Source organism: Microtetraspora glauca (assembly GCF_040656155.1).
Classification (GTDB): Bacteria; Actinomycetota; Actinomycetes; order Streptosporangiales; family Streptosporangiaceae; genus Microtetraspora; species Microtetraspora glauca.
Window position 1 is genome coordinate 552,518 of sequence record NZ_JBFALK010000001.1, and the last position, 14,171, is coordinate 566,688.

The window sequence follows — 14,171 nt, forward strand, 5'->3', positions numbered from 1 at the left end:
TATCAAGCGTATCTATATAAAACCGTGAAAATCTCTGTTGGACTGATGAATGCCGGTCCCGCGACCCTGGAGCGCATGACAGATCTTCGCGACGTCCTGCGCGCCCGGACGCTCCTGGCCCCGCACCTGCCCGAGACGCCGATGTGGTCCTACCCCGTGTTGAACGCGGTCGCCGGTGTCGAGGTGCACGTCAAGCACGAGAACGTCCAGCCGACCGGCGCGTTCAAGGTCCGCGGCGGCATCACGCTGCTGGCCCGGATGGAAGATCGATCGACGGGTGTGCTCACGTACTCCACCGGCAACCACGCCCAGTCCGTGGCGTACGCCGCGCGGCTGTTCGGCGTCCCCTGTTCCATCGTGATGCCGGAGAACCCCAACCCGGCCAAGGTCGCGGCGGTGGAGGCCCTCGGCGCGACCGTCGAGATCGCCGGAGCGACCATGGTGGAGGCGGCGGGGCACGCGCGGGAGAACGCCGCGCGGCAGGGAGCGCGGCTGATCAGCCCGGCGGACGAGCCGGACATCATCGCCGGGGTCGGCACGCTCTACCTGGAGATCCTCGCCGGACGGCCCGACCTCGACGCGATCTTCGTCCCGGTCGGATCGGGCACCGGCGCGGCGGCGGCCTGTGTGGTCGCGCGGGCCGTCGCACCCGGCTGCCGGGTGATCGCGGTCCAGTCGGCGCAGGCGCCCGCGGCGCACGACTCGTGGCGTCTCGGCGAGCCGGTCCAGCGGCCGGTGAAGACGAGGGTCGACGGGCTGGCCACGGGGTCGGCCTTCGCCCTGACCCAGGACATCATGCGCGCGGACCTCTCGGACTTCACGCTGGTCGGCGACGACGAGATCCACGCGGCGCAGCGCCTGCTGCTCACGCACGCCCACACCCTGTCCGAAGGGGCGGGCGCCGCCGCGCTGGCCGGGCTGCTCGCCCGCCGCGACGAGTTCGCCGGGCGGAAGGTCGCCGTCGTCTGCACCGGGGCCAACGCGGGCCCCGCCGAGCTCGCCTCCCTGCTGCCGAGCTAACCGAGGTCGTCGCGGGTGGCCTCCTCGACCTCGCGGAGGCTCTGCCGGGTGAACTCCAGCTCGGAGGTCAGCTCGTCGAGCGCCGCCGTGCCGCCGTCCGCCGCCGAGGTCGCGGTCATCGCCGACACCTCGACCACCCGGGCGACCAGGCCCTCCAGGCTGATCGTCCCGGACTCCAGGCGGGCGATCACCCGGCCCCGGGCCGCCGTCAGCCGGTCGAACACCTCCTGCTGGGCGTTCAGCGCGGCGATCGACCGGTCGAGCTCACCCGCGACGTCCGGCCCGGCCGACCGGCGGGACGCGGTGAGCCGTGCCCGCTCCTTGTGCAGGAAGCCCGGGTCGAACCGGGTCAGCGCCGAGCCGGTGATCGACGCCTGACCGGCCAGCCGCCGGAGCGTCGCGACGGTGTCGTTCACCTGCGGGGTCATCGCGGCGATCCGGTCGAGCAGGATCTGGCCGCGCATCGAGGCGGTCAGGTCCGCGAAGGAGCGGGCCGCCCGCTCGGCCCGCTGCAGCCACCCGGCCTCCACGCTGCCCTTGGTGACCGGCGGCGGCTCCGGTTCGCTACGGCGCGTTCCGCCGGGGGTGGCCACCCAGGCGGAGGCGAACGACTTGGCCAGCCAGACCGCGACGCCGACCGCCCCGGCGGCGACGGGATTCACATTCACGGCCCAGGCCACGCCGCCCGCGGTGGCGCCGAGAAGGAGCCCCCAGGGGTCGCGGAGCTCGTCGGTGAATCGGGACACGGAGGGCTCCTGGCTCAGAAGTTGGAGATCACGGCGGTGAAGACCTCGTCGATGCTCCCGGCCTTGCGGGAGTCGTAGGCCGCCGCGTCGGTGGTCTGGGAGATCGTCTTGAGCGTGTCGAGGTCGGCGTCCGCGCCGTAGGCGATCGTGAACACCCGGACCGTCTCCTGCCCCGACTCCTTGCGCAGGTCGGAGAGCAGCGTGTCCAGGGAGATCGAGTTGTTGTCCTCGTTCTTGCCGTCCGTCAGGAACACCACGGCGTTGATCGCGTCACGGCTCTTGTGCGCCAACACGTGTCGGTACGACGCGAGCGTGGTGTCGTACAGCCCGGTCCCGCCGTTCGGGATGAGGCCGTTCAACTTGCTCACCAGGGCCTTCCGGTTGTTCTTGCCCATGGGGACGAGTTCGAGGTGGTCCTTGTTGCCGTCCTGCTTGAGGGAGAACATCCACAGGCCGACCCGGTCGTTCGGGCCGAACTGGGGCAGCGCGTTGATCGCGGCCTCACGGGCGAGGTCGAGCTTGGACTTGCCGGTGCCGGCGACGTCCGCGCCCATCGAGCCCGAGGTGTCCATGACGACGAGCACGTTGGCCGGCTTGCGCAACTCGGCCCAGCTCTTGAGGGTTCTGTCGAGCACGTTCGGGATGGGGACGCTGAGCGTGGTGCCCGGCTCCTTCGGGTTCAGCCCGTTCGCCGTGGTGATCAGCTCGCCCGCCTTGCCCTCGGCGGAGCGGAACGCGTACGAGGCGAACTCCTTCTGCTGCTCCTCGTTGTGGAGATATTTCAGGAAATCGAGCGCGGCGGCGCGCTTGGCGTCGTCCGCCCAGGACAGCACGGCGTACGGGTTGTCCGAGAAGAGCGTGCCCTCCTTCGGATAGATCGCGACCAGCGGCACCTTGGGCTTGGCGTGCTTGCCGAGCGTCTTCGGGTCGCCGCTCGGGTTGCCCTGGTTGTAGTCCCAGACCGACTTCTCCTCGACGGTCACGGCCGAGATGTACGACATCGCCGCGCCCTGGTCGTCGGCGTGCTGCAGGTTGGCGAGGAAGGTCAGCGTGGTGTCGCCGTAGTGCACGATCGACCGTTCGACGCCCTGGACGAACGCCCGCGTCTTGGGGTCGGTGATGTTCTGCTCCGACAGGTCACCGGAGAGGCCGGTGGCCGCGAAGTACGCGCCGACCGTGGCGTTCAGCCCCGCCGTCGAGAAGTTGGGGTTGGTCTTGCCGAGCCGGAACTGCCCCCACTCGGGGTGGCCGTACTTCGCCCAGCCCTTGGGGTCGTTGGCGAGTTCGAGGACGTCCGACCAGCCGAGTTTCTTGGACGGCCAGCCGAGCGCCTGCGCCATCGGCTTCGGCATGGCGATGACGAGGGGGGTCGTGGCGATCGACGGGGTGTCGGTGCCGACGACCTGGCCCTTGTCCGTCCCCTCGGTGCGCTGCCGCAGGAGTGTGATCCATCCGGTGCCCGCCGGGGACCAGACGTCCGGCTTCGGGCCGTCCAGCTTGGTGTTCCAACCGCGTGCCAGGGCCTGCATCGCGCCGCCCGACGGCTTGGAGGTGACCACCACGTCGACGCAGCGGCCGTCGACCTCGCGGCCGTTGTAGCCGTTCGCCATCTTCCTGAGCAGCTCGGCCTTCTCGCTGGACGCCGCGATCGTCAGCGTCGTGCCGTCGTCGTCGCAGGCCAGCTTCTGGGCCGTGCCGTCCCCGCCGGACGTGCCGCCTCCGCCACCCGGGCCGGTGCCCCCGCCGAAGAACAGCTTCAACCCGACGATCAGCGCGCCGGCGAGGATGATCGCGACGATGAACGGAGCGAAGCTGCGACGGCGCCTCTGTTGCTGGGGCTGGTACACGCGTCCTCCGTGGGGGAAGGCGGGGCACGACCTCGAATCGCGCTGTTGAGATCGTATTTATCCTGACGAACGGCGAACCACGTTAGTTGCAGATCGTCTCGGAGGGCTAACCCGCTTCGACCGATTTGGTCACTCGGCCGTGGATCAGCTCGACGAGCGTGGCGTGGACCTCCTCCAGCGGACGGTCGGGCCGCAGCACCCGCCGCTCGATCGAGACCGTCAACGCCATGCCGAACAGCGCGGTGGCGGCGGTCCCGGTATCGAAGTCCTCGCGCAGCTCCCCGGCCTCAACCGCGTCCGCGAGGATCCGCTCGTACACACCGAGCGCGCCCTCCCGGAGCCGGGTGACGGCGTCCTGCCAGGCCGTGCGCCACATCTCCCCGAACAGCACCCGGGCGAACGGGCCGTACTCGTCGAAGAAGCGCAGCTGGGCCAGCACGACCGCGTCGAGCCGGGCCAGCGGGGTGGCATCGGAGGGAACCCCGGCCGCCTCGGCCAGCGACATGGTGAGCCGCTGGATGCCGTGGTCGAGCAGGGCGGAGAACAGCGCGTCCTTGCTGCCGAAGTTGTAGAACACCGTGCCCTTGGCGACGCCCGCACGCTCGGCGATCGCGTCGACCGTCGTCCCGGCGAACCCCTGCTCGGCGATCAGCTCGACCGCGGCGCGGAAGAGCCGGTTCCTGGTGTCCTCGCGGGTCACGGCGTTTCCTGCCGGGTCACAGCGCCAGCTCCGGCTTGAGCCTGCGCATGGTCCAGGTACGGCCCCTGCGCACGGCGACCATGGTCAGCGCGAGGCCGGCGACGACGAAGATGGACAGCACGCCGCAAGCCTGCCACACGACGGCGGGATCGCCGCCGCTGATCAGCCGCCGCATCCCCGCGACCACCCAGCTCATCGGCAACCACGGAGAGATGGTCTGGAAGAACCCGGGCGACGTCTCGATCGGATAGGTGCCGGCGGCCGAGGTCAGCTGCAACATCAGCAGCGCGAGCACCAGCACGCGGGCCGGCGGCCCGGCGAGCGCGTTGACCGCCTGCACGATCGCGAGGAACGCCGCCACCGTGAGCAGCAGGAACGCGGCGACACCGGCCCAGTTCCGTGCCTCCAGGCCCAGGCCGAACCGCAGCACGCCGAGCAGCACCGCGACCTGCAACGTGCCCATCGCCACGCCGGGCAGCCACCCCGCCAGCGCCGTACGCCAGGCCGGGGCGGAGCCCGCGAGCAGGCGCGGGTTGAGCGGCCGCAGCACCATGTACGTCACCATCGCGCCCACCCACAGCGCGAGCGGCACGAAGAACGGCGCGAAACCGGTGCCGTAGTTGGGCACCTCGTTGTCCACCTCGGTGTCGAGCCGGACCGGCTCGCTCATCATGTCCGTACGGCTGTCGCGCCCCGCGGCGTCGTAGGAGGGGATCCGCGCCGCACCGTCGCCCAGCTTGGCGGCCAGTTCGCCCGAGCCGTCGGCGAGCTCACCCAGCCCCGAATCGAGCTTTCCCGCGCCGCCGCGCAGCTCGCCGATGCCGTCGCCGAGCCTCCCCGCGCCGGACGCGAGCGTGCCGAGACCCGCGGTGAGCCGGTCGGCGCCGCTGTCGAGCGTACGCAGACCGGCGGACAGGGTCTTCGCGCCGTTCCCGAGCTCGCCGACCCCGCTCGCGAGCGAGGTGGCGCCCTTCAGCGCCTTTCCGGTGCCGTCGTGCAGGTCGGAGGCGCCCTTGGTGAGCCGCTTCAGCCCGCCGTCCAGCGTGTTGAAGTCGTCACGCGCCTTGTCCAGCCTGCTCCCCAGCGCGGGGGCGGCCTCGGCGAGCGCGCGGGCGTCGTCGGCGAGGGCGCGCGCCTTGCGGGCGAGGTCGTCCACCGCGCCGGACTGGGCCGCGACCCGGTCCTGCAGGCGGCCGGCCGTACCGGCCAGCTCGCCCGCGGAGCCGGAGGCCCGGCTGACGAGGGAGCGCAGCTCGGGGTCGGCGTCGGGGTGGCCGTCCAGCCACCGCTCGACCGCACGCAGGTGGCGCTGTGCCTCCCCGGCCTGGCTCCGTACCGAGTCGGGCAGGTCGCCGAGGGCTTTCGCGATCGTGTCGGCGCCCTCGGCCACGGCCAGCGCCGCCGACCGGATGGCCGGGCCGTTCTCGGTCAGGATCGGCACGTACGTGTCCGCCGCGCGGTTGATCGTGGGGGACAGCGCGTGCACGCTCTCGTACGCCTGCCGGTTGCCCTCGGCGAGCTTCGCGGCGCCCTTGTCGAGGCTGGACAGGCCCGCGCGCAGATCGGCGGCGCCCTTTCCCGCCGTGGCCAGGCCGCTCGTCAGCCGGGCCGAGCCCTTGTACGCGTCGCCGAGCCCACGGGCGAGCGTCCCCGACCCGTCCTGGAGCGTGGTCGCGCCGGTGGAGAGCTTGCGCACGGCGCTCTGCGCGCTGCCGAGGCCCTTGTTGAGCGTGGCCGCGCCTTCCCGCGCGGTCGCGGATCCGTCGTGGAGCCGGCCCGCGCCGTCGGCCGCCTCGGCGGTGGCGTCGTGCAGATCGGCGAAGGACAGGAAGACCTGGTCGAGGTAGCCCTTCACCGCGCTGCGGTCGACCGCCGCCTTGACCTCGTCGAACACCGCGTCGGAGATCGTCCGCATGATGTAGCTGCGGCCGGTGTCCACCCGTACGCCGAGCCAGGCGGGACGGGGCTCGCCGTCGCCGGAGGGCGAGGTGAGGTTGGCGCTGAAGTCGCGCGGGATCGTCAGCGACAGGTAGTAGGTGCCGTCCCGCATGCCCTGGTCGGCCTCGGCGGCGTCGGTCCTGTGCCAGGAGAAGACCTCGCGGTCCTGGAGTTCCTCGGCCAGGTCCCGGCCCGCGCTGACGGTCGTGCCGTCCACCGTCGCCGGCCGGTCCTCGACCACCAGGGCGACGGGGATGTTCTTCAGGTTGCCCTGCGGGTCCCAGAACGACCACAGGTAGAGACCGGCGTACAGCAGGGGCAGCATGACGACGCCCACCAGGGCGGCCCGGGTCAGCCGGGACCGGGTGAACCGCCGGAGCTCCAGGCGGCCGAGGTGCAGGGGAAGCGGCTTCACGGGAGGTCCTTCACGGGAGTTCTGTGACGGCGTCGGCGTAGCGCCCGGCGAGGTCCGGGCCGGTGCAGGAGGCGACGACGGTGAGGCCGTCGTCGGACAGGTCGCGCAGGGTGCGCCAGAGTTCGTGCCCGCGCGCCTCGGGCAGGCCGAGATCGACGTCGTCGACCAGGAGCAGTCCCGGCCGGTCGAGGAGCGCGAGCGCGATCCCGAGGCGGACCGCCTGGTCGCGGGTGAGGCGCCGGGCGAGGGTGCGCTCGCCTTCGGGCAGGGCGGTGACGTCGAGCCCCGCCCGCGCGAGCGCGGCACCGGCGGTGCGCGCGTACCGCCTGCGCCACGGCAGCCCCCACGGGCCCAGCCGTTCGTGCAGGTGATCCCGTACGGACAGCGCGCCGTCGAGCTCGTTCACGCCGGAGGTGAGGCCGAGCGCGGCGGCCCGCTGGATGCGGCGGATACCGCTCTGGCCGCCGACGGCGAGCGTGCCGGACGTGGGTCGCATCCGGCCGGCGACGGTCAGCAGGAGGCTGGTCCGCCCGCTGCCCGCCGCCCCGGCGACGGCGGTGAGGCCGCCCGGCCCGGCGGTGAGGGAGACGCCCGAGTAGACGGGGCCGTGCTCGCCCTTCAGCGAGAGGTCCTTCGCCACGACCCGGACCCCTGTGAACGCCACGCCACGCCTCCTCCTTGAACTGACCAGTCAGTACAAATCTAGACCCATGCAAGGGTGAGGCGAAATGTGATTTCGGTGACTCCTGAGGTCAGGAGGGGTCACGCCCGGAAACGCGAACGCCGGACGCGCGACCTCTCGGAAGAGGCCGCACGTCCGGCACGCGGATCAGGCGCCGTAGTTCGCGAGGAACAGAGCCTCGGCGGTGATGACCTTGCGCAACTCGTCGAGGTTCACCCGCTCGTTGGGGGCGTGGATCGACGAGTCGCCGTCCTCGGCGCCGTAGAGCAGGATCTCGGCCTCGGGGAACAACCCGGAGAGCTTCGCGACCAGCGGGATCGAGCCGCCCTGACCGACGTCGCGCGGCGCCCGGCCGAAGGCCCGCTCCATGGCGCGGTCGATCGCGGCCCGCGCCCGGCCGCCCGAACCGGCCATGAAGCCCGACCCGGTGACGAAGTCGCCGAACGTCACCTGGGCGCCCCACGGCGCGACCTTCTGCAGGAAGCCCGTCACGTCGTCGAGCGCGGTCTTCGCGTCGCCCGCCGGAGGGATCCTGATCGTGACGCGGGCGCGGGCCACCGCCTGCACGGCGTTGATGGCGCCCGACACGGTCGGCACGTCGAGCCCGGTCACGGTGATCGCGTACGACGACCAGAGGCGGTCGGCCACTGACCCGGAGCCGACGAGCGAGACGCCGTCGAGAACACCCGCGGTGGCCCGGAAGTCGTCATCCGTCTCCTCGGAGCCGCCCTCGAAGGTGCCCTGCGGAAGGCCCGGCACCCGTACGTCGCCGCGATCGTCGTGCAGGGCGGACAACATCCGCATGAGGGCGCCGAGCGCGTCCGGGGCGGCGCCGCCGAACGCGCCGCTGTGCAGGGACTCGCGGAGCGTCCGCACCTCGACGGTGAAGGCGGCCATCCCGCGCAGCGTGGTCGTCAGGGCCGGCTCGCCCAGGCGCGGGTTGCCGCAGTCGGCGACCACGATCGCGTCCGCGCGCACGAGGTCGGGGTTGGCCTCGACGAAGTCCTCCAGGCGTTCCCCGGCGTACTCCTCCTGGCCCTCGACGATGACCTTGACGCCGACGGGGAACTCGCCGTCGAAGGCGCGCAGCGCCGCCACGTGCGCGATGACGCCGCTCTTGTCGTCGGCCGCGCCCCTGCCGTACATCGCGCCGTCGATCATCGTCGGCTCGAACGGAGATGTACGCCACTGGGCGGAGTCGCCGGGCGGCTGCACGTCATAGTGGGCGTACAGCAGCACGGTGGGAGCCCCCTCGGGGGCGGGCGCCTCCGCGAACACGGCCGGGAAGCTGCCCTCGACCGGGATCTGGCGCACGTTCGGCAGACCGGCGCCGCGCAGCAACTCCTCGGTCATCGCGGCGGCGGCGAGCACCGGCTCGTCGGGGTGGCCGGGGAATGCCACCGACGGGATGGCGACGAGGCGCCTGAGATCCTCCACCGCCTGTGGCATGCCGGCCTCGACGGCGCTCTCGATCTCTTCGGGTGTCATGCGTTTCCCCTCTCCGACCCCTTTGTCTGATGCGCCTCATTGGATCACACCGCTGACGTGCGCCAGCGGCCGGCGAAGCCAGGCTTGTCCAAGAATCGCCTAACGGATTTCGTTGTGGTTACATGTCGATATCACGGATTCCGAGGTTCATGCACATTGAAGCCACGCAATCGCTTGGCTTTTGCGACTTCGACGTGCAGACTGAAGCAAGCACCAGATCACCCTAGGAAGGTTGCGATGACGGACCCCGACGTTCTCAAGGCCGCACAGGACAACCTGTGGATGCATTTCACCCGGCACAGCGCCCACCAGGGCGCCGAAGTGCCGATGATCGTCAAGGGCGAGGGTGCGTACGTCTACGACATCCACGGCAAGCGCTATCTCGACGGTCTGGCCGGACTGTTCGTCGTCCAGGTCGGGCACGGCAGGGAGGAGCTCGCCGAGGCCGCCGCGAAGCAGGCGCGTGACCTGGCGTTCTTCCCGCTCTGGTCGTACGCCCACCCGAAGGCGGCGGAGCTGGCGCAGCGGCTCGCCGGGATGACCCCCGGAGACCTCAACCGCGTCTTCTTCACCACCGGCGGCGGCGAGGCCGTGGAGTCGGCGTGGAAGCTCGCCAAGCAGTACTTCAAGATCCAGGGCAAGCCGCTGAAGACCAAGGTCGTCAGCCGCGCCATCGCCTACCACGGCACGCCGCAGGGCGCGCTGTCCATCACCGGCATCCCGGCGCTGAAGCAGGTCTTCGAGCCGCTGGTGCCCGGCGCCATCAAGGTGCCCAACACCAACATCTACCGCGCCGACGAGATCACCGGCTTCGCCGGGTCGGACAAGGACCCCGAGGCGTTCGGCCGGTGGGCCGCCGAGGAGGTCGGCCGGGCCATCGAGATGGAGGGCCCGGACACCGTCGCCGCCGTCTTCGTCGAGCCGGTCCAGAACGCCGGCGGCTGCTTCCCGCCGCCGCCCGGATACTTCCGGCGCCTGCGCGAGATCTGCGACCAGTACGACGTGCTCCTCGTCTCCGACGAGGTCATCTGCGCCTTCGGGCGCCTCGGCACGATGTTCGGCGGCCAGAAGTTCGACTACGTGCCGGACATCATCACCTGCGCCAAGGGACTGACCAGCGGTTACGCTCCCATCGGCGCGATGATCGCCTCCGAGCGGCTGTTCGAGCCGTTCAAGAACGGCACCGAGACGTTCGCCCACGGCTACACCTTCGGCGGCCACCCGGTCGCCTCGGCGGTCGCCCTGGCCAACCTCGACATCTTCGAGCGCGAGGACCTTCTCGGCCACGTCACCGCCAACGAGCCGGTGTTCCGCGGCACGCTGGAGAAGCTGCTCGACCTGCCGATCGTCGGCGACGTCCGCGGCTCCGGCTACTTCTACGGGATCGAGCTCGTCAAGGACAAGTCGACCAAGGAGACCTTCAACGAGGACGAGTCGGAGCGGCTGCTTCGCGGCTTCCTCTCCAAGGCTCTCTACGACGCGGGCCTCTACTGCCGGGCCGACGACCGCGGCGACCCGGTGGTCCAGCTCGCGCCGCCACTGATCTGTGGCCCCAAGGAGTTCGACGAGATCGAGGGGATCCTCCGCTCGGTGCTCACCGAGGCTTGGGCCCGGCTATGAAACCGTGACCCCATGAAGGGAACCTAGAGCATGAAAATCGGAGTGCCGGCCGAGGTCAAGAACCACGAGTACCGCGTCGCCGCGACCCCGGCGGGAGTTCACGAACTCGTCCGCCACGGTCACGACGTCCACGTACAGCGTGGTGCCGGCCTCGGCTCGCACATCACCGACGAGGAGTACCTCGCCGCCGGAGCCAAGATCGTGGACACCGCCGACGCCGTCTGGGGCGAGTCGGAGATGATCCTCAAGGTCAAGGAGCCGATCGCGGAGGAGTATCACCGCCTGCGCGAGGACCAGGTGCTCTTCACCTATCTCCACCTGGCCGCCTCCCGGCCCTGCACCGACGCGCTGCTCTCGTCGAAGACGACGGCCATCGCGTACGAGACGGTGCAGGTCGGGAACGGCCTCCCGCTGCTCGCTCCGATGTCGGAGGTGGCGGGCCGGCTCGCCCCGCAGGTCGGCGCGTACAACCTGATGCGGTTCAACGGCGGGAGGGGCATCCTTCCCGGCGGCGTCCCCGGCGTCTCCCCGGCGAAGGTGGTCGTCATCGGCGGCGGCGTCTCCGGCCTCAACGCCGCGCAGATCGCCGTCGGCATGGGGGCCGACGTCACCATCCTCGACATCAGCATCGACCGGCTGCGTTTCATCGACGCGATCTACCAGGGCCGGCTGAAGACCGTCGTGTCCAGCGCGTACGCGATCGAGCGGGCCGTGCTCGACGCCGACCTGGTCATCGGCGCGGTCCTCATCCCGGGTGCCAAGGCGCCGACGCTGGTGTCCAACGAGCTGGTCTCCCGGATGAAGCCGGGATCCGTGCTCGTCGACATCGCGATCGACCAGGGCGGCTGCTTCGAGGACTCCCGCCCGACCACCCACGCCGAGCCGACGTTCCAGGTACACGATTCGATCTTCTACTGCGTGGCCAACATGCCGGGTTCGGTGGCGAACACCTCGACGTACGCCCTGACCAACGCCACGCTTCCGTACGCGGTGAAGCTGGCCGACCTGGGCTGGCGCGAGGCGCTCCGCGGTGACGCCGCGCTCCGGCTGGGGCTCAACACCCACGCGGGCCGGATCACCAGCGAGCCGGTGGCGGTGGCGCACGACCTGCCGTTCACCCCGGTCGAGGAGTTCGTCGCCGCCTGATCCCGTTCACGACTCGGTTCATGACACGGTTCACGACACGTTTATGGCGCGGTGCCACGGGGGTGGCGCCGCGCCCCGGTTGACGCTGACGGCCCACGGGCTCACGGTGCCGTGAAGCGGATGAACCCGGTGTACATCCCCATGCCGCACGCGTAGCGGAGGTCGCCCGGCGGCCGGGACGCCAGCCGTACGACGCCCTGGCCGGTCACGGGCAGCACGACGTCGTCGCCGTCCACCGAGACGGTACGGGTGCACCCGTGGTTGTCCCGGGTACGGAAGACGATCTCCAGCGGTCGGCCGGCCCGGGCCGTGGCGATTCCGGGCCGGAACCCGCGTTCTGTCGCCCAGACCGTGATCTGCTGGACGCCGCCGGGCCCGGCCGACGCGGCGGTGTTCGCCCGGGTGCCGGCCCCCGCGGCGAGGCCGAACGCGGTGCCCCCGAGTTCGGGCAGCCAACCACCGAGGCGGAGTCCCGACGACACCGTGACGAGCCCGGCGATGAGCGCGACCACTTCGGTGAGGGCCGCCAGCCGGGTCGAGGAGAGACGGCGCAGCAGCAGCCCGAGCACCGCGAAGGCCGGAGCGGTCCCGAGGACGAATCCGGCCATCGCCGCCGCGCCCGCGAGCGCCGACCCGGTGGAGACGGCCGCGACCTCCATGCTGATCGTCACGCCGCAGGGAACGAGAACCGTGGCCGCGCCCAGCGACAGGCCGCGCCGTGCCGGTGACCTCGCCGCCCACGCGGACGGCCCGGTCGCCCGGACGACAGGACGCGGGTCCGGACGCCCCGGCGAGCAGCCCGGCGCCTCTCGGCGCCGGAGGAGCCCGATGGCGAAGACCATCACCATGAGCCCGGCCCCGACGAGCAGCGCCGCCCGCACGGGCGCTCCGAGCCGTACGGCCGAGCCCGCCATGCCGAGCAGCGCACCGGCGAGCGTGTGGGAGGCCAGCCGCCCGGCGAGGAACGCCCCCACCGCGATGGCGTCCGTCGCCGTCGGCCTCCCGCTCCCGTGACAGGCCGCCGGGGAAGGGGAGCGCGAGGGATCGGGTCCCACCGGCCCCGGTTCCGGGCGCGTGGGCGATCGGGAGGGTCTGGTCAGGCCGACGAGCAGGCCCCCCTGAACCGCCGTGCACGAGGCGGTGCCCGCCGCGAGGCCCGCGGCGAACCCGCCGGCGAAGAGGGCGACCGGACCCACGTTCAGGTGACGAGAGCCAGGTCGTCCAGCGTGCCGTTCTTCGCGGCCTCGACGATGGACCCGAACTGGTCGAGGCTCATCTCCACCCGTTGCCCGAAATCATCGGTGATGACCACTTGACGGTCCGGCGGAGCGGACGAGTCGACGAAGAGCTCCGGGCAGCCGCAGCTGCAGTTGCCGCAGAAACGCGCGATGGATCTCACAGCGTCCTCCTTGAGGCGTGTCTACTCGCGCAACGTAACGTGGTGACCCGAGGACGACCAGTAACAGTTCGGTGGCCCCGTCAGGACATCACCCGGCCTCCCGCGACGTCGATGGTCAACCCGGTGAGCCAGGACGAGGCGTCCGACGCGAGGAACAACGTCGCGTCGGCGACGTCCTCCGGCGTGCCGAGGCGGCGCAGCGGGTGCAGCGCGGCGACCTGCTCCTGCGCCTCGGGCGACATGTGCCGGGCCGTCCTCTCCGTCCGTACGGCCGAGGGCGACACGCAGTTGACGCGGACGCCGTACGGTCCGGTCTCGGCGGCGACGTGCCTGGTCAGCATGACGATCCCGGCCTTCGCGGCGGCGTAAGGCGCGGGAGCCTGGCTGGCCTGGCGGCCCGCCGTCGAGGCCATCGTGATGATCGAGCCGGACCGGCGTTCCTTCATCCCGGGCAGGAAGCTCTTGAGCACCAGGAAGGTGGCCGTCAGGTTGCCGTCGACGCTGGAGTGCCATTCCTCCTCGGTCAGCCGCTCGATCGGCCCCGGTGGAGCGATGCCGCCGCCCGCGAAGACCGCGAGGATCTCCACGGGTCCCAGCGTGCTCTCCGTGTGGCCGCGCATGGCCTCGACGGCGGCGAAATCGGTGGAGTCGGCGGCGAACCCGTCGGCCGTGCCGCCCGCCGCCGCGATCCCCTTCACCGTCGCGTCGATGGCCGCGCTGTCCCGCCCGTTGACGAGTACCTTCGCTCCGCTCATCGCCAGCGCGTACGCGGTCGCCGCGCCGATGCCGCGCGATCCTCCGGTGACGACGGCCACCTTGCCCTGCAGGTCGGGATAGATCCGGTTCATGACGGCCCCCTAGGCCTTCGATCGGTACGAGTGGACGGCTCCCAGCCTGTCTTCTCCGATCGGTTCGGACGTCCCCGGAGCGGATCATCCCCGTCTACCGTTCCGGTGGTGTTCCGCCCGCCCGCCCGTACTCCGCCCGTTGTACGCCTTGTCGCACAGGGTTACCGACCGCACACTGCCTTGATCGATGTTCCGTTCCTGGGGCGGAAGGGCGAATAAACGCGCCGAGCCGGGCTCCCGGCTGTGCGGGGGTTCCCGGCTCCACGACTTCCGGCTTCCTGGGATGTCGACCGAAAGTGAGGGACCGAGGTGGGCGTGGCCG

Annotated in this window: 12 protein-coding genes; 3 read left to right on the plus strand and 9 right to left on the minus strand. The window is 71.3% G+C overall.

The features are described from left to right. Positions 1–75: 75 nt before the first annotated feature. Positions 76–1,020, plus strand: a complete 945-nt coding sequence (locus tag AB0I59_RS02550) for a threonine ammonia-lyase (RefSeq protein WP_358129284.1) — start codon at positions 76–78, stop codon at positions 1,018–1,020. On the opposite strand, the gene AB0I59_RS02555 is transcribed toward AB0I59_RS02550, so the two are convergent. The 6 genes from AB0I59_RS02555 to AB0I59_RS02580 all read right to left on the minus strand — a co-directional run bounded on the left by AB0I59_RS02555 (position 1,017) and on the right by AB0I59_RS02580 (position 8,836). Then, a complete protein-coding gene (locus tag AB0I59_RS02555; protein WP_061253507.1) occupies positions 1,017–1,766 on the minus strand; it encodes a hypothetical protein in 750 nt (249 codons plus the stop codon). The two genes, AB0I59_RS02550 and AB0I59_RS02555, sit on opposite strands and share 4 nt — an antisense overlap. Positions 1,767–1,780: 14 nt before the next feature. Continuing rightward, complete coding sequence (locus tag AB0I59_RS02560) at positions 1,781–3,613, minus strand: extracellular solute-binding protein (protein ID WP_061253508.1); 1,833 nt, start codon at positions 3,611–3,613, stop codon at positions 1,781–1,783. Between the two features lie 106 nt (positions 3,614–3,719). After that, positions 3,720–4,313, minus strand: a complete 594-nt coding sequence (locus AB0I59_RS02565; protein ID WP_061253509.1) for a TetR/AcrR family transcriptional regulator — start codon at positions 4,311–4,313, stop codon at positions 3,720–3,722. 16 nt (positions 4,314–4,329) lie between these two features. Continuing rightward, the gene (locus AB0I59_RS02570; RefSeq protein ID WP_358129289.1) at positions 4,330–6,666 is read right to left on the minus strand and encodes a YhgE/Pip family protein; all 2,337 of its coding nucleotides are present in this window, start codon (positions 6,664–6,666) and stop codon (positions 4,330–4,332) included. 10 nt (positions 6,667–6,676) lie between these two features. Next, the gene (locus AB0I59_RS02575) at positions 6,677–7,330 is read right to left on the minus strand and encodes an ATP-binding cassette domain-containing protein (RefSeq protein WP_358129292.1); all 654 of its coding nucleotides are present in this window, start codon (positions 7,328–7,330) and stop codon (positions 6,677–6,679) included. A 165-nt stretch (positions 7,331–7,495) separates the two neighbouring features. Beyond that, complete coding sequence (locus AB0I59_RS02580) at positions 7,496–8,836, minus strand: M20/M25/M40 family metallo-hydrolase (RefSeq protein WP_358129295.1); 1,341 nt, start codon at positions 8,834–8,836, stop codon at positions 7,496–7,498. A 237-nt stretch (positions 8,837–9,073) separates the two neighbouring features. On the opposite strand from AB0I59_RS02580, the gene AB0I59_RS02585 reads away from it, so the two are divergent. Beyond that, a complete protein-coding gene (locus AB0I59_RS02585; protein WP_061253513.1) occupies positions 9,074–10,456 on the plus strand; it encodes an aspartate aminotransferase family protein in 1,383 nt (460 codons plus the stop codon). 30 nt (positions 10,457–10,486) lie between these two features. Next, positions 10,487–11,602, plus strand: a complete 1,116-nt coding sequence (gene ald / locus AB0I59_RS02590; protein ID WP_061253514.1) for an alanine dehydrogenase — start codon at positions 10,487–10,489, stop codon at positions 11,600–11,602. 101 nt (positions 11,603–11,703) lie between these two features. Here ald and AB0I59_RS02595 read toward each other — a convergent pair whose 3' ends face one another. The 3 genes from AB0I59_RS02595 to AB0I59_RS02605 form a co-directional block, all read right to left on the minus strand. Next, entirely contained in the window at positions 11,704–12,798 is a 1,095-nt protein-coding gene (locus tag AB0I59_RS02595) for a sulfite exporter TauE/SafE family protein (protein WP_358129299.1), read from the minus strand. A 2-nt stretch (positions 12,799–12,800) separates the two neighbouring features. Beyond that, positions 12,801–13,001, minus strand: coding sequence for a hypothetical protein (locus AB0I59_RS02600; RefSeq protein ID WP_061253516.1), 201 nt, complete (start codon positions 12,999–13,001; stop codon positions 12,801–12,803). Positions 13,002–13,081: 80 nt separating this feature from the next. Then, positions 13,082–13,849 carry an SDR family NAD(P)-dependent oxidoreductase gene (locus AB0I59_RS02605; RefSeq protein ID WP_061253517.1) on the minus strand — a complete coding sequence of 256 codons (768 nt, stop codon included), beginning with the start codon at positions 13,847–13,849 and terminating at the stop codon, positions 13,082–13,084. Positions 13,850–14,171 lie beyond the last annotated feature (322 nt).

Bases quoted from the DNA above. Each gene is read 5' to 3' on its own strand.
- ald (WP_061253514.1), top strand. From the start codon at position 10,487: ATGAAAATCGGAGTGCCGGCCGAGGTCAAGAACCACGAGTACCGCGTC.
- AB0I59_RS02605 (WP_061253517.1), bottom strand. From the start codon at position 13,849: ATGAACCGGATCTATCCCGACCTGCAGGGCAAGGTGGCCGTCGTCACC.
- AB0I59_RS02580 (WP_358129295.1), bottom strand. From the start codon at position 8,836: ATGACACCCGAAGAGATCGAGAGCGCCGTCGAGGCCGGCATGCCACAG.
- AB0I59_RS02585 (WP_061253513.1), top strand. From the start codon at position 9,074: ATGACGGACCCCGACGTTCTCAAGGCCGCACAGGACAACCTGTGGATG.
- AB0I59_RS02550 (WP_358129284.1), top strand. From the start codon at position 76: ATGACAGATCTTCGCGACGTCCTGCGCGCCCGGACGCTCCTGGCCCCG.